The organism is Xanthomonas sp. 60 (assembly GCF_011761925.1).
Genome location: NZ_JAASQW010000007.1, coordinates 119584 through 141941, shown reverse-complemented (window position 1 = coordinate 141941; position 22358 = coordinate 119584). Strand labels below are relative to the sequence as shown.

The 22358-nt window shown below is 67.2% G+C and carries 21 protein-coding genes; 5 read left to right on the top strand and 16 right to left on the bottom strand.

Annotation, left to right across the window (positions count from 1 at the left end):
* Window positions 1–8: 8 nt before the first annotated feature.
* Window positions 9–1226: a multidrug efflux RND transporter periplasmic adaptor subunit SmeD gene (smeD, locus tag FHY09_RS14310; RefSeq protein WP_166927567.1), complete on the bottom strand. Its 1218-nt coding sequence runs from the start codon at window positions 1224–1226 to the stop codon at window positions 9–11.
* A gap of 156 nt (window positions 1227–1382) precedes the next feature.
* Here smeD and FHY09_RS14305 point away from each other — a divergent pair, with 156 nt between their 5' ends.
* The gene (locus tag FHY09_RS14305; protein WP_166927566.1) at window positions 1383–2033 is read left to right on the top strand and encodes a TetR family transcriptional regulator; all 651 of its coding nucleotides are present in this window, start codon (window positions 1383–1385) and stop codon (window positions 2031–2033) included.
* A gap of 63 nt (window positions 2034–2096) precedes the next feature.
* Here the strand turns inward: FHY09_RS14305 and FHY09_RS14300 are convergent, their stop codons facing one another.
* The 9 genes from FHY09_RS14300 to FHY09_RS14260 all read right to left on the bottom strand — a co-directional run bounded on the left by FHY09_RS14300 (window position 2097) and on the right by FHY09_RS14260 (window position 10156).
* Window positions 2097–2381: a hypothetical protein gene (locus FHY09_RS14300; protein ID WP_166927565.1), complete on the bottom strand. Its 285-nt coding sequence runs from the start codon at window positions 2379–2381 to the stop codon at window positions 2097–2099.
* A 194-nt stretch (window positions 2382–2575) separates the two neighbouring features.
* Window positions 2576–3952, bottom strand: coding sequence for an ATP-dependent protease ATPase subunit HslU (gene hslU, locus FHY09_RS14295; protein ID WP_456362825.1), 1377 nt, complete (start codon window positions 3950–3952; stop codon window positions 2576–2578).
* Window positions 3953–4026: 74 nt separating this feature from the next.
* Window positions 4027–4578, bottom strand: coding sequence for an ATP-dependent protease subunit HslV (hslV, locus tag FHY09_RS14290; protein ID WP_166927564.1), 552 nt, complete (start codon window positions 4576–4578; stop codon window positions 4027–4029).
* Window positions 4579–4706: 128 nt separating this feature from the next.
* Window positions 4707–5609 carry a tyrosine recombinase XerC gene (xerC, locus tag FHY09_RS14285; protein WP_166927563.1) on the bottom strand — a complete coding sequence of 301 codons (903 nt, stop codon included), beginning with the start codon at window positions 5607–5609 and terminating at the stop codon, window positions 4707–4709.
* Window positions 5610–5616: 7 nt separating this feature from the next.
* Window positions 5617–6282, bottom strand: coding sequence for a DUF484 family protein (locus tag FHY09_RS14280; RefSeq protein ID WP_166927562.1), 666 nt, complete (start codon window positions 6280–6282; stop codon window positions 5617–5619).
* On the bottom strand, window positions 6279–7130 hold the full coding sequence (dapF, locus tag FHY09_RS14275) for a diaminopimelate epimerase (protein WP_166927654.1): 852 nt from the start codon (window positions 7128–7130) through the stop codon (window positions 6279–6281). The genes FHY09_RS14280 and dapF overlap by 4 nt, the downstream gene beginning before the upstream one ends.
* Window positions 7123–7404, bottom strand: a complete 282-nt coding sequence (gene lptM / locus FHY09_RS14270) for an LPS translocon maturation chaperone LptM (protein ID WP_166927561.1) — start codon at window positions 7402–7404, stop codon at window positions 7123–7125. Before lptM ends, dapF begins: the two co-directional genes overlap by 8 nt.
* A 116-nt stretch (window positions 7405–7520) precedes the next feature.
* A complete protein-coding gene (locus FHY09_RS14265) occupies window positions 7521–7925 on the bottom strand; it encodes a YbaN family protein (protein WP_166927653.1) in 405 nt (134 codons plus the stop codon).
* A gap of 107 nt (window positions 7926–8032) precedes the next feature.
* On the bottom strand, window positions 8033–10156 hold the full coding sequence (locus tag FHY09_RS14260) for a S9 family peptidase (RefSeq protein ID WP_166927560.1): 2124 nt from the start codon (window positions 10154–10156) through the stop codon (window positions 8033–8035).
* Between the two features lie 124 nt (window positions 10157–10280).
* Between FHY09_RS14260 and FHY09_RS14255 the strand changes: the two genes are divergently transcribed.
* The gene (locus FHY09_RS14255; protein WP_208407886.1) at window positions 10281–11480 is read left to right on the top strand and encodes a pyridoxal phosphate-dependent aminotransferase; all 1200 of its coding nucleotides are present in this window, start codon (window positions 10281–10283) and stop codon (window positions 11478–11480) included.
* Between the two features lie 42 nt (window positions 11481–11522).
* On the opposite strand, the gene FHY09_RS14250 is transcribed toward FHY09_RS14255, so the two are convergent.
* The 3 genes from FHY09_RS14250 to FHY09_RS14240 form a co-directional block, all read right to left on the bottom strand.
* Window positions 11523–13307: an RICIN domain-containing protein gene (locus FHY09_RS14250; protein WP_166927558.1), complete on the bottom strand. Its 1785-nt coding sequence runs from the start codon at window positions 13305–13307 to the stop codon at window positions 11523–11525.
* Between the two features lie 342 nt (window positions 13308–13649).
* Entirely contained in the window at window positions 13650–15746 is a 2097-nt protein-coding gene (locus FHY09_RS14245) for a prolyl oligopeptidase family serine peptidase (RefSeq protein WP_166927557.1), read from the bottom strand.
* 93 nt (window positions 15747–15839) lie between these two features.
* Window positions 15840–16166, bottom strand: a complete 327-nt coding sequence (locus FHY09_RS14240; protein ID WP_456362824.1) for a hypothetical protein — start codon at window positions 16164–16166, stop codon at window positions 15840–15842.
* A 142-nt stretch (window positions 16167–16308) separates the two neighbouring features.
* On the opposite strand from FHY09_RS14240, the gene FHY09_RS14235 reads away from it, so the two are divergent.
* Both FHY09_RS14235 and FHY09_RS14230 read left to right on the top strand, forming a co-directional pair.
* Entirely contained in the window at window positions 16309–16914 is a 606-nt protein-coding gene (locus FHY09_RS14235; RefSeq protein WP_166927556.1) for a lipocalin family protein, read from the top strand.
* A gap of 169 nt (window positions 16915–17083) precedes the next feature.
* Complete coding sequence (locus FHY09_RS14230; RefSeq protein WP_166927555.1) at window positions 17084–18970, top strand: RICIN domain-containing protein; 1887 nt, start codon at window positions 17084–17086, stop codon at window positions 18968–18970.
* A 57-nt stretch (window positions 18971–19027) separates the two neighbouring features.
* On the opposite strand, the gene FHY09_RS14225 is transcribed toward FHY09_RS14230, so the two are convergent.
* The 3 genes from FHY09_RS14225 to FHY09_RS14215 form a co-directional block, all read right to left on the bottom strand.
* The gene (locus FHY09_RS14225; protein WP_166927554.1) at window positions 19028–19717 is read right to left on the bottom strand and encodes a methionine ABC transporter permease; all 690 of its coding nucleotides are present in this window, start codon (window positions 19715–19717) and stop codon (window positions 19028–19030) included.
* Window positions 19714–20721, bottom strand: coding sequence for a methionine ABC transporter ATP-binding protein (locus FHY09_RS14220; RefSeq protein WP_166927553.1), 1008 nt, complete (start codon window positions 20719–20721; stop codon window positions 19714–19716). The genes FHY09_RS14225 and FHY09_RS14220 overlap by 4 nt, the downstream gene beginning before the upstream one ends.
* A 117-nt stretch (window positions 20722–20838) precedes the next feature.
* The gene (locus tag FHY09_RS14215) at window positions 20839–21735 is read right to left on the bottom strand and encodes a DMT family transporter (RefSeq protein WP_166927552.1); all 897 of its coding nucleotides are present in this window, start codon (window positions 21733–21735) and stop codon (window positions 20839–20841) included.
* A gap of 78 nt (window positions 21736–21813) precedes the next feature.
* On the opposite strand from FHY09_RS14215, the gene FHY09_RS14210 reads away from it, so the two are divergent.
* Window positions 21814–22296, top strand: coding sequence for a YajQ family cyclic di-GMP-binding protein (locus tag FHY09_RS14210; RefSeq protein WP_166927551.1), 483 nt, complete (start codon window positions 21814–21816; stop codon window positions 22294–22296).
* Window positions 22297–22358: the final 62 nt, after the last annotated feature.

Below are 22358 nucleotides of genomic sequence, written 5' to 3'. Positions count from 1 at the left end.
TTCTCCGCTTACTGCGCGTCGGCGCTGGCGTTGGCGTCGGCCGGGGCCGCTGCGGGGGCCGTCGCCGGGGCGCCGGTGGGCGGCGTGGCCGGAGCGGCAGCGCCCTTCTCGGTGGCCTGCACCGGCATGCCGGGACCGATCTTCTGCAGGCCCTCGACAATCACCTTGTCACCGGCCTGCAGTCCCTCCTCCACCAGCCACGCATCACCGAGGGCCTGGCTCACCTTGACCGGCCGCGGCTCCACTTTGCCGTCCTTGTTGACCACCATCGCCGTGGTCGCGCCCTTGGCATCGCGCGCGATGCCCTGCATCGGCACCTTGAGGGCATTGGCGCGCACACCGCCGCCGATCACCGCGCGCACGTACATGCCCGGCATCAGCACGCCCTCCGGATTGGCCACCTTCACCCGCAGCCCGTAGCTGCCCGTGGCGGGGTCCACGCTCACCTCGGAGAACTCCAGCGTGCCCTTCTGCGCGAAGGGGGTGCCGTCGTCCAGCAGGATGTCCACCGGCAGGCTCTGGTTGTCCTGCAGGCGGCCGGCCGCCTGTTCACGCCGCAGCTGCAGCAGTTCGGCGGCGGACTGGGTCAGGTCCACGTAGATCGGATCCAGCTGCTGCACCGTGGCCAGTGCTTCACTCTGGCCGGCACTGACCAGCGCGCCCTGGGTGACCGAGGATTTGCCGATCCGGCCACTGATCGGCGCGGTGATGCGGGCGTAGCCCAGGGTCACGTTGGCTGCTTCCAGCGCGGCCCGGGCGGCACCGACATCGGCCTCGGCCTGCTTCTGCGCCGCGACGGCGTTCTCGAGATCCTGCCGGCTGACGGCATCGACCTTGGCCAGTTCGGTGATGCGCGCGGCACTGAGCCGGGAGGCATTGGCGGTCGCCTCGGCGCGCGCCAGCTGGGCACGCGCCTGGTTGGCCTGCGCGCGGTAGCTGGCGTCATCGATCTGGTACAGCGGCTGGCCCTGGGTGACCACGCTGCCCTCGGCGAACAGGCGCTTGCCGACGATGCCGTTCACCTGCGGCCGAACTTCGGCCACCAGGAAGGCATTGGTGCGCCCGGGCAGTTCACGGGTCAGGGTCACCGTCTCGGGCTTGAGCGTCACCACCGTCACCTGCCCCGGGCCCTGCTCGGGCGGGGCGTCATCGCCGCCACCGCAGGCGGCCACGGTCGCGGCGATCGCCAGCGACAGGGCAAGGGGTCGTACTCGGGTCAGGAACATGGGGGACTCTCGATGGCGGGGGGGGCGCGCCCGGCGAAGCCGGCCCTGACAGGCGGGGCCGAAAACGACAGCGATTCGTGGAGCGGAAATATACATACATGTTTGTTTGTTTGCAAAGCGGTACACTTCCTTGACGACCCGCCCGCACTCTGAGCAATGGCACGAAAGACGAAAGAGGAAACCCAGGCCACCCGTGAAGGCATCCTCGACGCCGCCGAAGCCTGTTTCCACGAGCAGGGCGTGGCACGCACCACCCTGGAGATGATTGGCGCCCGCGCCGGCTTCACCCGCGGCGCGGTCTACTGGCATTTCAAGAACAAGACCGAAGTGCTGGTCGCTGTCATCGAACGCGTCCGGCTCCCCTTCATGCAGGACCTGGACCGTGCCGCCACCGAAAGCCGTCAGACCCCTGTGCTGGACCTGCGCTCGGTGATCCTGGGTTCACTCGACGACCTCGCCAACGACCCACGGCTGCGCAACATGATGGAGATCATGCTGCGCAGTGACAGTTCGGCGGACAGCCGGATACTGGCGGACCTGCAGCAGGAAGGATTCCGGGACGGACTCGAGCGCATGGCGCGGGCGCTGCGTCGCGCCGAACAGCTGGGCCAGCTGAAGCCGGGCGCGCATCCGGACGTGGTGGCGCGCATGCTGCATGCCACGGTGCTGGGCGTGCTGCATGGCGCCATGGTGGAACCGGAGCTGATGGACATCCGGCGCGATGGCAGGCTCGCCCTGGACATGACCCTGGCCGCTTACGTGCGCGAGGGCGTGTTCACGCCGGGCAGCGAGCCGACGCCGCTGTAGACCACGGCCCGCACCCTGCGGTGCCGCGCGATCGGATGACGCCCGCCACCAGCCGCAGGGGATTCAGTGGTAGGTGACCACGTACGCCGGCCCGGCGTCGGGCTGGGCAGGCACCTCGTGAACCACCTTCGCCGGCCGGCAGGGTGCTGTATCGGTTCCCAACCGGAACGCGGGCGTCTCGCCTGCAGCATCCGCATCCGCATCCGCATCCGCCTCTGCCTGCGGCTGCACCACGCAGGTCGGTTCCAGGATCACACCGCTGAACGTGAGCGTGCCTGCCTGCGCCTGCACCTGCGGGCAGACGGAAAGCGCGAGCGCGCCCAGCGTGATGACGAAGCTTCTGATCATGTGTCCCCCTCGGACGGAAGCGCCGCTGCGGCGGGGTGCTGCAACGACTGCCCCAGTCTCGCGCGTCGAGGGTGATCACCGCATAGGCCTTCCCAGCACCTTCAAGCAGGCGAAATCCTGCCACGATGTAGGAAGCCTGCACGTAGAAAGGCCGCCCTGCGGCGGCCCCCCGATCCAGCCAGAGCGCTCCGGCGTCAGAGAATATAGCGGCTCAGGTCCGGATCCTTGACCAGCTCACCCAGGTGACGGTCCACGTACGCCGCGTCGATCTGCAATGTCTCGCCTCCGCGGTCGGGCGCCTCGTAGCTCAGCGAATCCAGCAGGCGCTCGAGTACGGTGTGCAGCCGCCGTGCGCCGATGTTCTCCTGCCGCTCGTTGACCTGGAACGCGATCTCCGCCAACCGCTCGATGGCCTCCGGCGCAAAGGCGATGGTCACGCCCTCGGTGGCCAGCAGGGCTTCGTACTGCTTGGTTAGCGCGGCCTTGGGCTCGGTCAGGATGCGCACGAAGTCATCCTTGGTCAGCGCGCCCAGCTCCACGCGGATCGGGAAGCGGCCCTGCAGCTCCGGGATGAGATCGCTGGGCTTGGCCAGGTGGAACGCGCCGGAGGCCACGAACAGGATGTGGTCGGTCTTGACCGTGCCGTACTTGGTGGAGACATTGGAGCCTTCCACCAGCGGCAGCAGATCGCGCTGCACGCCCTCGCGGGAGACGTCGCCGCCGGATGACCCGGCATCGCCGCGCTTGGCCACCTTGTCGATCTCATCGATGAACACGATGCCGTGCTGTTCGCACGCCTCGATGGCGGCGGCGCGGACATCATCCTCGTTGACCAGCTTGCCGGCCTCTTCTTCCTGCAGCAGCGGGCGTGCCGCCTTGATGGTGAGCGTGCGCTTGTTCGATTTGCTGCCGCCGAGGTTGGCGAACATCGATTTCAGCTGCTGGCCCATCTCTTCCATGCCCGGCGGGGTCATGATGTCCATGCTGACGTTGGCCGCGATCTCCAGTTCGATCTCGCGGTCGTCCAGTTCACCATTGCGCAGCATGCGGCGGAACTTGATGCGGGTTTCACTGTCCTGGGCGGACGGCTCGTTGCGTGCGGCTTCGGCATCGAAGCCGATGCCCGCACTCCGGCGTGGCAGCAGCGCATCCAGGATGCGGTCTTCGGCACGCTCTTCGGCCTGCGTGCGCACGCGGGTCTTGGCCTGCTCGCGGTACATCTTGACCGCAGTGTCGGCAAGGTCGCGGATGATCTGTTCCACGTCCTTGCCGACATAGCCCACTTCGGTGAAGCGGGTGGCTTCAACCTTCACGAACGGGGCGTGGGCCAGGGTGGCCAGGCGGCGGGCGATCTCGGTCTTGCCCACGCCGGTCGGCCCGATCATCAGGATGTTCTTGGGCATCACTTCGTTGCGCAGGCCGTCGTCGAGCTGCATGCGGCGCCAGCGGTTGCGCAGCGCGATGGCGACCGCGCGCTTGGCATCGTGCTGGCCAACGATATGGCGGTCCAGTTCCTGCACGATCTCGCGCGGGGTCATGGAAGCGGAGTTGTTCTCGAACTTCGGGGACATGGGGATACTCACGAAGGGGGTTGGAGCGTCCGGGCCGCAGCCGCGGCCGGCGCTGCGAAGGCTGCGTGCGGGAATTACAGCTCTTCGACGACCACGTTGCGGTTGGTGTAGATGCAGATGTCGCCGGCGATGCCGATCGCTTCGCTGGCGATGGTGCGGGCATCCAGGTCGGTGTGCGCGACCAGCGCACGTGCGGCGGACAGGGCATAGGAGCCGCCCGAGCCGATGGCGATGATGCCGTCCTCGGGTTCGATCACATCGCCGGTGCCGCTGATGATCAGCGAGGTTTCCCTGTCGGCCACGGCGAGCAGGGCCTCGAGCTTCCCGAGACGGCGCTCGGTGCGCCAGTCCTTGGCCAGCTCCACGGCGGCGCGCTGCAGCTGGCCGTGTTTCTCAAGCTTGGCTTCGAACAGCTCGAACAGGGTGAACGCATCGGCGGCGGCACCGGCGAAACCGGCAAGCACCTGGCCGTCGCGGCCGAGGCGGCGCACCTTGCGCGCATTGCCCTTCATCACCGTGTGGCCGAGCGTGACCTGGCCGTCACCGGCGATCGCCACCTTGTCGCCGCGACGGATGCAGACGATGGTCGTGGCGTGGAAAACATTGGGGTTCTGACTGGGGTCCATGCGGCCTCCGCGGATGCTGTTCCGGGGAGATGGGGCCGTCGCCGGCGTCCATCAAGGCTGGCCGGTGCGCCGGCGTTCAGCGCAGGCGCCGCAGCGATGCGCGCACCTGCGTGGTGCCCGCACGGGCATCAGCCTCCGGCGTTGCCATCGACCTTGCCGGCGCGCCGTTTCGCGCGGGGATGGGCGGCGTCGTAGACCTTGGCCAGGTGCTGGAAATCCAGATGGGTGTAGATCTGCGTGGTGGCGATGTCGGCATGGCCGAGCAGTTCCTGTACCCCGCGCAGGTCACCGGACGATTCCAGGATATGGCTGGCGAAGCTGTGCCGCAGCATGTGCGGGTGCACGTGCTTGAACAGCCCCTGGCGCTGCGCCAGCTGCTTGATGCGCACCTGCACCGCGCGCTGGCTGATGGGCCCGTTGCGGCCCGGGAACACCGGCGCCGAGGGCGATCCGTCGGTCTCGCGCTGCCAGGCCTGCAGCGCTTCGCGCGCCGGGCGGCCGAACGGCACGCGCCGCTCGCGGTTGCCCTTGCCCAGCACATTGACCAGCCCGCTGGCGAAATCGAGATCGCGCCAGGTCAGCGAACACAGTTCGCTCAGGCGCAGTCCCGAGGAGTAGAACAGTTCCAGCAGCGCGCGGTCCCGGCGCCCGAGTTCGCCCTCGGTGGGCAGCTCCACCAGCTGCACCGCTTCGTCGGCATCAAGGACCTGCGGCAGCCGCCGCGGTGCGCGCGGCGCCTTGAGGCCCGCCGTGGGGTCGGTGGCCAGGCGGCCGTGCCGGAGTTGCCAGCTGTAGTAGCCGCGGCAGGCGGACAGGCGCCGCTGCAGACTGCTCGGAGAGAGGCCCCGGCGGTGTTCGTCGGCCACGAAACGGCGCATCTGTTCACCGTCCAGCGCGTCCACCGAGGTGTCCTGCGCCTGGGCCCAGTGCTGCAGTGCTTCCAGATCGCGGCGGTACGCGTCGAGGGTGTGCGGCGACATGCGCCGCTCTACGCCCAGGTACTGCAGGAACGCGGTGACGGCATCGCGCATGGGGTGCTCAGAAACGCTGCAGGGCGGTGGCGAAGGACTCGCCCATCATGCGCAGGAACAGCGTGCCCATGCCGGGATAGAAGCGGTTCGGATCATGGCTGCCGACCGCGATCAGGCCCACGCCGGGCAACGGCAGCAGCGCGGTGGTCTGCACCTCGCCGGCGCGGTCGCCGTAGAGCACGGCATTCTTCTCGGCCTGCAGGCGCCCGCAGATCGGCTCACCTTCCTTGAGGCAGTCGCGGAACGGACCCAGCAGCGGCGCGTCGGCGGCGATCACCTGCAGCCAGGGCGCCTGCTCCAGGCCCGGGACCGGCGTATGCACCACCAGCCGCACCAGGTCGCCATCGAAATCTTCCTGCAGCGCGGCGGCCATCGCACGCAGCGTATCGGCGGCCGTGCCCTGCTTGAGCAACGCCAGGGTCAGCTGGTGCGTGCGCACGGCCAGCCGCTCGTTGACCTGGGCGGTGGTGGACAGTTCGGCCAGCCGACGCGCCAGTTCGCGGTTCTTGTCACGCAGCACCTCGAGCTGATAGCTCGCCAGCGACGCGGTGGGGCCTTCATCACGCGGCACCACCAGGGTGAGTGCGAGATCGGGAAACTGTTTCAGGAAGCCCGGATGCCGCCGCAGCCACGCGGCGACGTCATGGGCGGCAAGCTTTTCCGGTTCGCTCATGTACTCCACTCCCCTTCGAAGACAAACGCGGTCGGTCCGGACATCACCACCGGTGTTCCCGGACCGGGCCATTGGACGTGCAGTTCACCGCCCGGCAGGCTGATGCGTGCCGCCGGCGCGAGGCGTCCGCGCTGCATCAGCGAGACCGCCGCCGCGCAGGCACCGCTGCCGCAGGCCAGCGTCTCACCGACGCCGCGCTCGTACACGCGCAGCCGCGCATGATCCGCTTCCACCACCTGGGCGAAGCCGACGTTGACCGATTCCGGGAACGAGGCGTGCTGCTGCAGCAACGGCCCCAGCCGCTCGACCGGCGCGGCGTCCACCAGGCCCACTTCGATCACCGCATGCGGATTGCCCATCGAAACCGCGCCGAAGCGCAGGCTCTCGCCCTGCACGGGCAACAGGTATTCATCACGGGCACGGGCGAAACCCATCAGCGGAATCTGCGCCGGTTCGAAGACCGGGACGCCCATCTCCACCGAGAAACGGCCATCACCGAGGTTGCGCACCGCATGGCTGGCCAGCGGGCTGTCGATGACGAAAGCGTCCTGCGCCACGTCGCCGTTGCGCACCAGCCAGGCCGCCACACAGCGCGCGCCGTTGCCGCACTGCTGCGAACTGGAACCGTCGCTGTTCCAGATCCGGTACGAGGCCACGGAGCCTTCGTCACGTGGCGTTTCAATGGTGATGATCTGGTCGCAGCCGACGCCGGTATGGCGATCAGCCAGCCGCGCGGCGAGCGCGGGACCGGGCGGCGTACGGCCATCGCGCAGGTCGATCATGACGAAATCGTTGCCCGCACCGTGCATCTTGCTGAAACGCAGCCCGCTGCCTTCGGCCTTACTCATTGTCACGGGCAGGCTTGTCATCCTGCAGCGGCACGGGGTCGGGCACGCTGGCGGGGTTGCCGGCATCGACATCCTGGTTGGCCGGGGGCGTTGCATCGGTCGGGGTGCCGAGGGTGCCATCGGCCGCGGGCTCGATCACCGGCTCGGCGACCTCCTCCACCGGCACCGGCTTCTGCGGCATGACCAGCGGGCCCTTGTTGCCGCAGGCGCTGAGGAACAGCAGCGCAGACGCTGCCAGCGGAATCAGGACGACATTCGTGCGGTGAGTTTTCATGCCACGAGTGTAGCGCCGTGCCCTACCCGTCGTCGCCCATCGCATCGGGTCGGGGCGCGTTCCGGATTCATGCACCGCTCACCCGGACGCCTGCTGCCGCGGGCCAGGCCAGCACATCAGGCCGGCGCACGGGGCGGCAGCGGCCGCAACCACAGCCACACGCCGACCACGGCCATGCTGCCGATGGAGAACGCCTTCACCCAGGCGATGGGGACGCACCACAGCATGATCGCCGCGCACACCGCCATGGTCAGCGTGGCCATCCACTTGGCGCGCCGGCTGACCGCCCCGTGCGCCTGCCAGTCACGGATGACCGGACCGAAGCGCCGATGCGCCAGCAGCCATGCGTGCAGGCGCTCGGAGCCATGCGAGGCAGCCCAGGCCGAGATCAGGATGAACACCGTGGTCGGCAGTCCCGGCACGAAGATGCCCACGATCCCGGTCCCCAGGCTGGCATAGGCCAGCAGCCACCATGCCCAGCGGAAGCGGCGACGGGGTACGGTGGGATCAGGGCGGTCCATGCGCGCAGCATAGGGCACCGCGCGGTTGCGCTCCATGCGCTGCGGTGAAGCCGGGGCGGCGGGCGTCGGCCTGTCCACCCCCCGCTCCGTTCCATGGCCCGCCCTTTTCAGGGCGTGCTTCCTGCAGCGTCCACGCCCAGTTGCTGGAGCACGAACGCATACGATTCGGCCAGTTCCTGGTAGCGCTGGAAGCGCCCGGATTTTCCACCATGGCCGGCTTCCATGTTGGTGCGGAACACGATCGGGTGCGTGCCGGTGTTGTGGTCACGCAGTTTGGCCACCCATTTCGCCGGTTCCCAGTACTGTACCTGCGAATCCCACAGGCCGGTGCCCACGAACATCGCCGGATAGGCCTGGCGGCTGACGTTGTCGTACGGCGAGTACTTCAGCATGTAGTCGTAGAACGGCTTCTGCTCCGGATTGCCCCACTCGTCATATTCATTGGTGGTCAGTGGAATGCTGGGGTCGAGCATCGTGGTCACCACGTCCACGAACGGCACCTGGGCCACGAGCACGCGGTAATCCTGCGGCGCCTGGTTGGCGATCGCGCCCATCAGCAGGCCACCGGCGCTGCCGCCGGAAGCCGCCACGCGGTCCTTCGCCGCCCAGCCCTGCTTGACCAGCCCGCGGGTGACATCGACGAAATCGTTGAACGTGTTCTGCTTGTGCAGCAGCTTGCCGCTCTCGTACCAGTCGCGGCCCATCTCCTGGCCGCCGCGGATGTGCGCGATGGCATACACCACGCCGCGGTCGAGCAGGCTCACCGCGGTCTGGTTGAAGTAGGGATCCATCGACATGCCGTAGCTGCCGTAGGCGTACTGGAACAGGGGCGCGGTGCCATCCTTGCTGAAGCCCTTGCGGTACACCAGCGATACCGGCACCTTGACCCCATCGCGCGCGGTCACCCAGACACGCTCGGTCGTGTATTTGGCGCTGTCATAGCCGATCACGGGCTGCTGCTTGAGCTGGCGGCGTTCGCCGGTCTGCGTGTTGAGCTCGAACACCGTGGTGGGCGTGGTCATCGAGGTGTACGCATAGCGCAGCCACGGCGTATCCGCTTCGGTGTTTTCGTCCAGCCCCATGGAGTACGCCGGCTCATCGGCCTTGACGTACTCAGTGCGGCCATCCTTGAACAGCAGGCGGATGCGCTCCAGCCCTTCTGAACGCTCGGCAATCGCCGTGAAGCCTTCGAACAGTTCGAAGCCTTCGATGTACACCGCCGGATCATGCGCGATCCAGTCCTTCCACTGCGCACGCGAGGTGGCATCGGTCGGCGCGGTGACCAGCTTGAAGTTCTTCGCACCGTCATTGGTGCGGATCACCCAGCGGCCATCGAAATGGTCGGCGTCGTACTCCACATCGCGATGGCGTGGCGCCAGCACGGTGAAGGTGGTGGGATCGCTCGCCGGCGCATAGCGCTCCTCGGAGGTCACCGTGCTGTGCAGGCCGATGGTGATGAAGCGGTCATCGCGGGTGCGCCCGATGCCCATGTAGAAGCTGTCGTCCTTTTCCTCGTAGACCACCGTATCGGCACTGGCCGGCGTGCCCAGCACGTGCTTCTTCACCCGTACCGTGAGCAGCGTTTCCGGGTCGTTCTCCACGTACAGCACGGTGCGGTTGTCATCGGCCCAGACCACGTTGCCGGAGGTGCCGGTGAGGGTGTCCGGCAGCACCTTCCCGGTGCGCACGTCCTTGAACCGCAGCGTGTACTGGCGCCGGCCGACCTCATCGTCCGCCCATGCCAGCAGGGTGTTGTCCTGGCTGACCTCCATGCCGCCGACGCTGAAATAGCCTTTGCCGGCCGCCATCTGGTTCACATCCAGCAGCACCTCTTCGGCGGCGTCCATGCTGCCCTTGCGGCGTGCGTGGATGGGGTAGTCCTGTCCGGTCTCGAAGCGGCTGTAATACCAGTAGCCGCGCTCGCGCGCCGGCACGCTGGAATCATCCTGCTTGATGCGTGCGACGATTTCCTTGTACAGCGTTTCCTGCAGGGGCTTGAGCGGCGCCAGCACCTGGTCGGTGTAGGCGTTCTCGGCCTGCAGGTAGGCCAGCATGGCCGTATCTTCGCGCGTGTCATCGCGCAGCCAGTAGTAATCGTCATTGCGCGTGGCGCCGAAGGGCGCCTTGACGATGTGCGGGCGCTTTTCGGCGTCCGGCGGAACGGGCGGGGTCGCAGCGTGGGCGGAAGTGGTCATCAGGCTCGCAAGCAGCAGGTAGAAAGTGGGTTTCACGGGTGAGGCTCCGGACGCATCAGTGCTGTGGAGAAAGGACGTCCCTTCCCTTGAGAAAGTCATCTGACCGCAGATTGTCGCCAAGGACAAGCCTGCGCGCACGCCGCGGCGTACCATGGCGGCCATGAGTACCTTGCCCCCTGCTTCGGGTTACAGCCAGCGCAGCCGCGAAATCGAGCCCTTCCACGTGATGTCCCTGCTTGCCCGCGCGCAGGCGCTGGAGCAGCAGGGCCACGATGTGATCCACCTGGAGATCGGCGAGCCGGACTTCACCACCGCTGCACCGGTGGTGCGCGCGGGCCAGCAGGCACTGGAGGCCGGGCTCACGCGTTACACGGCCGCACGTGGCCTGCCCGCGCTGCGCGAGGCCATCGCCGGCTTCTACCGCAGTCGTTACCGGCTCGAGATCGATCCGGACCGCATCCTGGTCACGCCGGGCGGTTCCGGAGCGCTGCTGCTGGCCAGCAGCCTGCTGGTCGATCCCGGCCGCCACTGGCTGCTCGCCGACCCCGGCTATCCGTGCAACCGGCATTTCCTGCGCCTGGTCGAAGGCGCCGCGCAGCTCGTGCCAGTGGACGCCAGCAGCGCTTACCAGCTCACCCCGGCGCACATCCGCAGGCACTGGAACGGCCAGAGCGTGGGTGCGCTCGTGGCCTCGCCGGCCAACCCCACCGGGACGGTGCTGTCAGCCGACGAACTTGCCAACCTCTCACAAACGCTGCGCGAACGCGGCGGCCACCTGGTGGTCGATGAGATCTATCACGGACTCACCTACGGCATGGACGCGGCCAGCGTGCTGCAGGTGGACGATTCGGCCTTCGTGCTCAACAGTTTCTCCAAGTATTTCGGCATGACCGGCTGGCGGCTGGGCTGGCTGGTGGCCCCACCGGCCGCCGTGCCGGAGCTGGAGAAACTCGCGCAGAACCTGTACATCAGCGCCTCCACCATCGCCCAGCACGCGGCGCTGGCCTGTTTCGAACCCGAAGCGATGGCGATCTTCGAGGCGCGCCGGGCCGCCTTCGCACAACGCCGCGATTACCTGCTCCCGGCCCTGCGCGCACTGGGTTTCCGTATCGATGTGGAGCCGCAGGGGGCGTTCTACCTGTATGCCGATGTCAGCGCATTCACCGATGATGCGCAGGCCTTCTGTGCCCACTTCCTCGAGACGCAGAAGGTCGCGTTCACGCCGGGCCTGGATTTCGGGCGTTACCGCGCCAGCCAGCACGTGCGGCTGGCGTACACCCAGGAGATCCCGCGCCTGCAGGAGGCCGTCCGGCGGATTGCGCGGGGACTGCAGACGCTCCCCGCGCCCGCCGCGCGATGACCGCTTGCCCTGGGTGACCGGTAACGCACCGGCCGCGCCCTGTCAGTCACGCAGCGCGCGTGAGACAACATGCGTCTGCCACAACTGGGACGCTGTCACATCGGCATTGTAGAGGTTCACCCAGTCATCGCTGATCCGTGGAGAGGTCGAATTCCGGCTGGGCATGGTGTCTCCGCGCGAGGGTCTGGAGGGATAGCTGCTCCAGGGGATATCCAGCGAGTTGAACTGGTTCACCGGCTGATCCTGCAGGACGAAGGAGCCGTCCGGGACGAGCTCGATGCGATCGTCGGCGGTGACGTACAGGCGCCAGAGCAGGTTGAATACACTGTGCAGGCGGTCCGCACGCCACTCCCAGAACTGGTTGTTGGCCAGCGCACAGTCCTGCTGCTCCACTCTGCGGGTATTGGGATTGAACGCCAGGCAGCGTCCGGTCTTCAAATTGCGGTAGCGGCGAGCCTGGTCGAATCCCCACATCATCCGGTCATTGCGGGCATCACACCCGGCCAGCCCGACGGCGTTGGCCCCGACGGCTACCATGCATTTGCCCACGCCCTCCGCTGACTGCAGCAGCACCGGTGTTTCGCGCGCCAGCTCCCAGCCTCCCAGGTCGATATCCACCTGCAGCTCACCGCTGGAGCGGGGATTGCTCTCGGCCCTTACCAGATTGGCGCGCCGGTAGCTCCAGCGGTCCTCATGCAGGGTGAACCCGCCTTCCTGGCGGAACGTCACGGTACCGTTGTAGCGGCCGGGCACATGCCAGACACTGAGGGCATCCATCGTGGCGTTGCGCATCATCGGTGTCAGCGCCTCGGGCTTGAACACCGGAAGCCGCGCGGTGGGGCGCACCAGCGCATGCTGGCCCAACCGTCCGGCAAGCGGAAGCTCCCAGCGAACGCCCGGAGATTGCGAAACGACGCGTAGCGAATAATCCTGGAAGGTGTGGCTGAGGGTTTCCGAGGTACCGATTTCATAGCTCGCGTTCAAGGAGAACGGGCTCTGCGCGGTCCACTGCAGCGCCTGCTCCGGCGTGGCGCCTCCACCAAACTCGGTACCGATGGAGCCGGCAATGGAAAACATCCGGCTGTCGGTGCGCGAATACGAGAAGTCGGTCCTGCCATCGGCCTCGGGCAGATAGGTTTCCAGAACCGGCCGGGTTCCGCCGGAGGCGGTAAGCGCATGGCCCAGGGTGTACAGCACCGGCAACCGCGACGCCCACAGGTTGGCACCGGTGACGGTGCCGTTGGTGATGCCCGCGTCTGCGGGTCGGATGCTGGTGCGCGTTCTGACCACCAGCGTCTTGGTGTCTTCCGTGCGCGAGACATTGCGTACCACGGTCACGGACATCACAGCATCCAGCTGGCCGTTCAAGCCGATCTGATTGACCACCCTGCGCAGCTGCGGCGCCAATGTACTGCTCACGTCGGTAGTAGAGGCTGCGCGCGCAACGGCGGCGGCGCGGCGCGCGCTGCGGGGGCGCGCCGCGTTCTCTGCCAGTGCCGCGATGGCCGCAGAGGCAAGGACGCTCTCGTCCATCTGGACCACGCTGGTCTCGATCTCGCCCGATGCACCGGCCGTGAGGACCACCGAGCCGGTGTGCGGGCGCACGCCGGTGACCGCCAGCAGTCCTTTCCCACGTGCCGGTGTGTCCTTGGACAGCAGGACCAGCGCGGGGCGTCCTCCGCGAACCTGCGCAAGCAGGTCCTCGCCGCTGCGTGCGTCCAGGGCCCGCTCATCCACGTAGAGCAGGACCGGCGCGCCGCCCTTGACCGGGGTTTGCCGGTGCAGAGCGACGAGCTGCAGTCCCGGCTCCCTGGACAAGTCGTGCAACAGCGCCTGCGTGTCCAGAGCATGTGCGGTGCTTGCAGTGGCCCCGGCAATTGCAAGGCACAACGCTGATCGAACAATCGGTGATTTCACGGATGATCTCCTCGGGAAAAGCCGTCTCGACGCGTGGGAATACACACCGAGCGGATGCCTCGTTGTAGATCAGCGCATGGGGCACGTCCGGAGGCGCTCGCGATACTTCGAGACGTTGCGGCAATCCGGTCATGGAGCTGTTTCGATCGCGCAAGGACGGGACGTTTCCACGTCGTGCGCTTTGGCGGTCCGTTGAAAAAAAAAACGCCACCGTGAGGTGGCGTTTGCTCGTTCCGTCAGATTTCCCGTCCCTCAACGGCCGCCAAGGCGTTCCCACAGGAAGCTGTAAGCCAGCGCCTGCATGTGCGCGGCCTGCGCGTTGTTCGCCGCACCGCCGTGTCCGCCTTCGATGTTCTCGTAGTAGGTGACGTCCTTGCCCGCGTCGATCATCTTCGCGGCCATCTTGCGGGCATGGCCCGGATGCACGCGGTCATCGCGGGTGGAGGTGGTGAACAGCACCGGCGGATAGGTCTTCGCCGGGTCGAACAGATGGTACGGCGAGAAGGTTCTGATGTACTCCCAGTCCGCCGTGTCCGGGTTGCCGTACTCGGCCATCCACGAAGCACCGGCCAGCAGGTGGCTGTACCGCTTCATGTCCAGCAGCGGCACCTGCACCACCACCGCACCGAACAGCTCGGGGTACTGGGTGAGCATGTTGCCGGTGAGCAGGCCGCCATTGCTGCCGCCCTGAACGCCCAGATGGGCAGGCGCGGTGATCTTCCGGCTGACCAGGTCCTGCGCCACCGCGGCCATGTCTTCATAGGCTTTGTGGCGGTTCTGCTTCAGCGCCGCCTGGTGCCAGCGCGGGCCATACTCGCCGCCGCCGCGGATGTTGGCCACCACGTAGACGCCCCCCTTCTCCAGCCAGGCGCGGCCCATGCCACCGGAGTAGTTCGGCGTAAGCGAGATCTCGAAGCCGCCGTAGCCGTACAACAGGGTGGGATTGCTGCCATCGCGCTTCATGTCCTTGGCATGCACCACGAAGTACGGCACGCGCGTGCCGTCCTTGCTGGTGGCGAAGTGCTGCTCGATGACCTTGCCGTCGGCGTCGAAGAAGGCCGGCATGGTCTTGAGCACCTCGGGCTGCTGCCCGATCTCGGCCAGGGCCAGCGTGGTCGGCGTCAGGTAATCGGTGACTGTCAGCCATACCGCGTCACTGTCATTGGCATCGACCGCGCCGACACCGATGGTGCCGAACGCGGGTGCGCCGGCGAACGCGGTCTTCACCCAGCCCTTGGCGCCCGGGGTCAGCACGCTCAGCCGATTCTTGACGTCATCCAGGACGTTCAGCACGACATGGTTCTTCGTCCACACCGCACCGGCCAGCGAGGTGGTTGCAGTCGGTGCGAACAGCACCTCGAACTCGCGCTTGCCGGCCAGGTAGTCGTCCAGCTTCGTCACCAGCAGCGAGCCGGCGGTGTAGGTCTTGCCGCCGATGGTCCAGGGATCACGCAGCTCCAGGGTCAGCCACTGCTTGTGCAGTCCCTTCTCGGCCGAGTTGGGGGCATCGATCTTCACCAGCGTGCCGTCGTCGCCGCGCAGGTACAGTTCGTTGTTGTAGAAGGCCAGCGTGCGGCTGACCAGGTTGCGCTCGTAGCCCGGCGTATCGTCATGCATGGCCGCGATGTACATGTCGTCGGCCTTGCCCTCGTACACCACCTCGGCCGACGCCAGCGGCGTACCGCGTTTCCACAGCTTGGCCACGCGTGGATAGCCGGAGGTGGTCATGCTGCCGTCGCCGAAATCGGTGTAGACGAACACGGTGTCGCGGTCGATCCAGCCCAGCCCCCCCTTGGATTCCGGACGGAAGAAGCCGTCCTTGATCCACGTGCGGCTGGACAGATCGAATTCGCGGGTCACGTCGGCGTCCGCGCCGCCGCGCGAAAGGGCGATCAGGCAGCGCGAATAGTCCGGACGCAGGCAGTCGGCGCCGTGCCAGACCCAGTTCTCGCCCTCGGCCTTGTTCAGTGCATCCAGATCGAGCACGGTCTCCCACTGCGGCGAGGCCTTGCGGTACTCGGCCAGCGTCGTGCGCCGCCACAGCCCACGCTCGTGCTGCTTGTCCTTCCAGAAGTTGTAGTAGTAGTCGCCGATCTTCTGCACGCCCGGAATCTTCGCATCCGAATCGAGCACTTCGCGCAGCTGGCTTTCCATCTGCGCGAAGGCCGGAGTGGCGGCAAGGCGGGCCTCGGCCTTGGCGTTCTGGGCCTTCACCCACTCGAGCGAGCGCTCACCGCCGACATCTTCCAGCCACGCGTAGCGGTCGGCCTCTTCAGCGGCCACGGCGGTCCCCACCGAGGCGGCGGTCATCATGCCGGCCAACAGGCAGGCGGAGGCGAAACGGGACATTGAAACTCCTGGCAGTCATATGCGCTGCACGCTAGCACAGCGTCCACCGCCCTCCCCTGTGTCGAAGGTCAGGCTCGATGCATCCGGCCACCCTCACGCCGCGTGCAGGCCGCTGGCGCGCCCTTGCCGGGTCTGCAGCCGCGCTGCCCGTCGCACCCGCCGCGCCTGCGGACGGCGCCGCGACACACGTGGCAGGGGAAAGCGCAGCACGGCCCACCAGGCGGCCAGCGGCATGCCCACCAGCCACAGCGGCAACCAGCCCAGCCACTCGCTGCTGCCGCGGGCAGCGGGCCACACCAGCACCAGGGCCAGACCCGCCAGGGCCGCGTGCCTGACGCAACGCAACACGGTGCGGCAGGGGCGCGGGGCGGCTTCGGACGAGCGGCGGGGGGCGTGTTCAGTACGGTTCGGACGCGTCATGGCGGGCTTCCTGCGGATCAGGTGGCCACCTTGCACCGGGCGGTTCTCATGGGCTGCGACATCCGCGGGTCATCCGCCATTGACGAATCCCTCGCGCGCATTCGACCATGCTGGCGCACGCCCACCTGGAGCCTTTCGCCTCATGCTGTCGAACCGCCCGCTTTGCGCTGTCCTGCTGACCTCCGTCCTCGTCGCCCCGGGCTGCGCGACGTTCCGCTCCGGAGAACCGGCGCCGACGGTGGCTGCGGAGGCCTCCGCGCAGGGCGCTCCGATCGACCTCAAGCGCTTCATGGGCACCTGGTACGTGATCGGTCGGGTGCCGAACGTCATCGAGCGCGGGCACGTGGCCAGCGTGAACGAGTACACCCTGCGCGATTCGCAGAAGGTGGCCATCACCTACAGCTACCGCGAAGGCTTTGGCGAGCCGCTGGAGCAGCTCACCGCGCGCGCCTCGGTGGACGAGGACAGCGGCAACCACAACTGGCGCACCTGGTTCTACCGGGTCGTGCCCACCCATTCGCGCGTGCTTGAAGTCGCGCCGGACTACTCCTGGGCACTGGTGGGCTATCCCGGCCGGGAGATGGCCTGGATCTTCTCCCGCACCGCGGACATGGAAACCACCCAGTACCGTGAACTGGCGGCACGACTGCGCGACGAATACGGCGTCAATACCGACAAGCTGAAGCGCGTGCCGCAGCATCCGGAACAGGTGGACCGGCTGGGATTTGAGGTCCCCAACAAGCGCTGAGCCCCCGGGCCGGGCCCGGCGCGCGCTTCGTGCTTCCACGCGATCCGATGTAGGACTTCCACGGCATCGGCGCGTTATGGGCGTCCGATTACATCATTGATCGACGCATATCCCCAGCATGCCGTCAGGAACCGCACAACGCGTTTCCGCTCATGCTGGAGAACTTCCGATGTACGCTCCTCTCGTTCTGGCGATCGCCGCCGCACTCTGCTGTTCCCCCGTCGAGGCGCATGCAGCGCCGGCGCGCACCGGGCGCCTGCCCTTGGACCACCTGCATCCCCTGCTCGGCGGCAGCCCGCTGGCCGTCCGCCCGCCCGCCACTGACACCAGCGCCGTCGCGTGGTTCACCGATCAGTCCCTGCTGGATGACACGCACCGTCTGGAGGCCATCGCGGCCTATCGCGGAGGACTGCCGGTGGCCATTGTCCGCGGTCCTGCAACCGCGATGCTGGACAGGGTGCTGCAGGGTGCGTTCGGGGCGGCCTCGCCTGCAGCGCTGGCGGTGTATGTCCGCACCCCCGATGGCTCACCGCACATCCATGAGGTGGCCGAACTGCCGGAAGACGACGCCGCCCGCGCACGGCTCAACGTGCAGCTGGCCAAGGGGATCGCGGACTCGCTGCAGCCAGCCTCCGCTGCGCCGCAAGGCGCAACGCCCGGTGAAGCCGAGCTGATCGCGCTGCCAAGAATCGTCTACACCGATACCCGGTATGCCTCAACCGGCAACGGTGCAGTCGTCACGGTACGCGGCGAGTTCCTGCGGAACAGTGGCCGCACTCATGACATTTTCACCGTATCCGCGAGCACGGTGCAGGGACTCAAGCCCCACCACAATGGCGTCTCCGGCGATGCGGTCATCATTCCAGGCAACTACCATTATTACCTCCGCCTGTTCACCCCGGACAACAGCGGGACGAGCCCGAAACTCAGCGAGTCCAGGCCACTCAGCTCTCCGGCGACCACCCTGAACATCTCCGAGAGCCACACCACGAAAACCTCCTATGGATTCGGGTTGTCGAGGGAAGTCAGCGCGGGCCTGCAGGGCAAGGTGCCCAGCGCGGGGGCCAAGACCAGCTTCTCGTTCGATTTCGGTCTCGAGTACAGCACGACCAATGCGCTGGCCTTCTCGGTCAACGACTACGCATTGACCAACAGTGCATCCAGTCCCCTGTCACAGACCTCGATGGTGTACTGGGACCTGCCCCTGGCCCCACACGTGGCGACCCGGGCGGACTACTTCGGAACGCGCCCTACCGTGGCCAGGGTGACGCCATCGATGCGCCAGGTTAGCGCGCAGGGGAGCGCCGTCTGGTTTGTGCCCGGCACCTACCGAGGCAACATGACGCTCACTGCCGGCGGGCGCATCGACAATCTGCAGTACGACGGCCGCCGCATCGACCCTGTCCCGGATCCGCGCCCGCAGCCCACGGCCGGGGTGACCGTGGCGGCGGATTCGCCATACCTCACGCGCGAGGTCACCGTGTTCATCCAGTCCAAGGCAGGCAATGGAGGCTGCCTGCGTGACCAGAATGGCGTGGTCAGGATCGCGCCCTGTCCGGACACCGCGTCGGCAACATGGCTGGATGATCTGCACGCCCAATGGCAGCTGGACAGCAACGGCCGCTATTACAACCGCGGCTCGAGGAAATGCATGCAGATCCTGACTTCGGGACAGGATCCCACGGGCAGCGGCGAAATCATCACGCGCCCCTGCACCACCAACCGCGACCAGCGCTGGGAGTGGCAGGCGGACCGCATCCACACGCTTCATGGCGACGGTCATCCGGAGTGGCGGCTGTTTGTCGGTGACGGTGATTTCATCGGCGTGCGCACTGCGGGAAAACCCCAGTTCCAGTCCATCCCCGCCAACCCGTTCCATCCGCTTCTGAACCCGTGGTCGAGCTATCCACGAGCGCCAACCCGCTCGGACTTCTATCCGAAACTGGAAAACCTGGGACCGAACCCACCGGTATCCGATGAGATCAAGCAGCTCGCCGCGTCGCCAGCCAACGAACGCTGGGAACTGATCGTGCTGCGCCAATCACTGCACCGCTGATCGAGTGACGGCGACCCGCCGCTGCCTGTGGTGCGGTGCACGGCAGCGGCGGATGCATCAGCGCCGCGTGTAGTGGGCGACCAGCCGGTCGCCGATCATCTGCAACGCCTGCACCAGGACCAGCAGCAGGACCACGGTGACCAGGGCCACATCCCGGTGGGCGCGCTGGTAGCCGTCGCGGAAGGCCAGGTCACCCAGTCCACCAGCGCCCACGAAGCCACCCATGGCCGTGAACCCGATCAGCGCCACGGTGGTCACGGTGGCACCCGCGATCAGGCCTGGACGGGCCTCAGGCAACAGCACCCGGCTGACCAGCTGCCATGTGGTGGCGCCCATGGCCTGGCTGGCCTCGATGACGCCGCGATCGACTTCCCGCAGTGCGGTTTCCACCAGCCGCGCATAGAACGGCGCCGCGCCGATCACCAGCGGCACGATGGCGCCCAGAACGCCCAGCGAGGTACCCATGATGAACAGCGTGACCGGGATCAGCACCACCATCAGGATGATGAAGGGGATCGAGCGCAGCAGGTTGGTCACCACGGCGAGCGTGCCGTGCAGGAGCGGGCGCCGCTTCAGCTGCGGCGCGCCCGACAGGTACAGCAGCACACCCAGCGGCAGACCGATGGCCAGCGTCAGCGGCAGCGAGCCGGCCAGCATGAGCAGGGTGTCGATGCTGGCCCAGCCGATATCGGCCCATTTGGCCGCATCAAGATGGCCGAAGAAGCCGCTGGCGGTGGCAACGATCATCGACGGAGCTCCTCGACGTGGACGCCGGCATCGGCAAAGGCGCGCTGTGCGGCGCTCTGGTCCCCGCCGACCAGCGACACCACGAGCTGCCCATAGGGCGTGTCCTTGATGCGGTCGATCCGGCCGGACAGGATGTTGTAGTCCACCCCCGTGGTCCGCGCGACGCGGCCCAGCAGCGGCTCGTAGGTGTCATCGCCAAGGAAGGTGAGGCGCACGATGGTGCCGCCGACCGAGGCGAAGTCGCTGTAGAGCACGCCCTCATCGATCTGTTCGGATTCATTGACGAAGCGGCGCGTGGTGATGTGCTGCGGGTGCAGGAAGACATCGGTCACCGGCCCGGACTCGACCAGTTCGCCGGCATCAAGGACCGCGACACGGTCACAGACACGGCGGATCACGTCCATTTCGTGGGTGATCAGCACGATCGTCAGGCCAAGCTCGCGGTTGATCTTCGACAGCAACGCCAGTACCGAGGCGGTGGTCTGCGGGTCCAGCGCGCTGGTGGCTTCGTCGCAGAGCAGGATCTGCGGACGCGTGGCCAGGGCGCGGGCGATGCCGACCCGTTGCTTCTGTCCGCCGGAAAGCTGCGCCGGGTACTTCTGCGCGTGCGCCTCCAGCCCGACGGTGTGCAGGAGCTCGTCCACCCGCGCCTGGACCTCCGCACGGGGGGTGCCGGCCAGTTCCAGCGGGAACGCGACATTGCCGGCCACCGTGCGCGAGGACAGCAGGTTGAAGTGCTGGAAGATCATGCCGATGCGCCGGCGCAGCGTACGCAGTCCGGCCGCATCCAGCGCGGTGACGTCCTCGCCATCGATCCGCAGATGGCCGCCACTGGGTTCCTCCAGCCGGTTGATCATGCGGATCAGCGTCGACTTGCCGGCACCGGAATGCCCGATGATGCCGAAGACTTCCCCGGCCTGGATGGTCAGGTCGAGCGGCTGCAGCGCGCTGACGGCGCGGCCGGCCACGGCATAGGATTTGTGCAGGCGCTGGAACTCGATCACGGGGACGGCTCACCGGAGGGGGGGCGTGGGGTCGTGCAGCCTAGCAGCGAAGACGGGCAGGCGCCTGCGCCAAGGGACACAATGATATTCCGTTTGCTTCTAAGCCGCGCCGGCCGCCTAGGGATGATCCAGCGGCAGGGGCGGCTGCTGGCGGTTGATGCGTTCGCGATGGAGCAGATACAGCCCGGAGGACACGATGATCGCCGCCCCCACCCAGGTCCAGGCATCGGGCAGCTGGCCCCAGAACGCCAGGTCCCAGCCGATCACCCACACCAGCCCGGTGTACTCCAATGGCGCGATCATGGAGGCCTCGCCCAGCTGGAACGCCTTGGTCAGCGCGATCTGGCCCAGCGCGCCGGCCAGGCCCATGCCGGCGATCAGCAGCGCATGGCTGCCACGCAGCGGCACCCAGTCCGGCCAGGCCAGGGCACCGGCGCCGATCGCCATGATCACCAGGAACCACACCACCATGGACTGCGAGGTATCGGTCCGGGTCAGCAGGCTGACGGTGATGGCCGCGATCGCATACGCCGTCGCCGCCACCAGCACCATCAGGCCCGGGATGGAGATGAAGCCGTCCACGCCGGGCCGCAGCACCACGATCACCCCCAGCAGGCCGATGCCGATCGCCACCCAGCGGCGGGGACCGACACGCTCGCCGAGCAACGGCACCGACAGCGCGGCGATGATCAGCGGCGCGACGAAATAGATGCTGTAGGCCGTCGAAAGCGGCAGATCGCGCAGGGCGAAGACGAAACATCCGATCATCACCATGCCCAGCACACCGCGCAGCAGGTGCAGTGCCCACCGACGTGGGAGCAAGGCCCGTGGCCCGGCACTGGCCAGCACCCACACCAGCACGAACGGCAGCGAGGCCGCGCCGCGCAGGAAGGTGACCTGCAGCGAGGGGTAGCTGGTGGACAACTGCTTCATGCCCGCATCCATCAGCGAGAAACAGGCCACGGCGGCGATCATCCAGAAGACCGCCCGGGAGGGGGAGCGTTGCAGGTTCATGGCGCATTATCGCGCCGCACCCTGCGGCGTTCCAACCCGGTTCGGTAGAATGCCCCCCACTGACGACAGGAGTTACCCATGCCCTCTTTCGACATTGTCTCCGAAGTGGACAAGCACGAGCTGACCAACGCGGTCGACCAGGCCAACCGCGAGCTGACCACCCGCTTTGATTTCAAGGGCGTGGAGGCGAAGTTCGAGCTCGACGGCGATGTGATCGCGCAGAGTGCTCCAAGCGATTTCCAGCTCAGGCAGATGACCGACATCCTGCGGGCGCGGCTGGCGGCACGCCAGATCGATACCAAGAGCCTGGATTTCGGCGACGTGGAAACCAACCTGGCCGGCGCGCGGCAGAAAATCACCGTCAAGCAGGGTATCGAACAGAAGATCGCCAAGAAGATCGGCGCGGCGCTGAAGGAAGCCAAGCTCAAGGTTGAAAGCCAGATCAACGGCGACAAGGTACGGGTGACCGGCAAGAAGCGCGACGACCTGCAGGAGGCCATGGCGCTGCTGCGCAAAGGCGATTTCGAGCTGCCGCTGCAGTTCGACAATTTCCGCGACTGACAAGGGGCCTGCTGCCGGCCGCGCACGTGGCCGTGCCGTGCGGCGGGCCTACAATGGCCTCC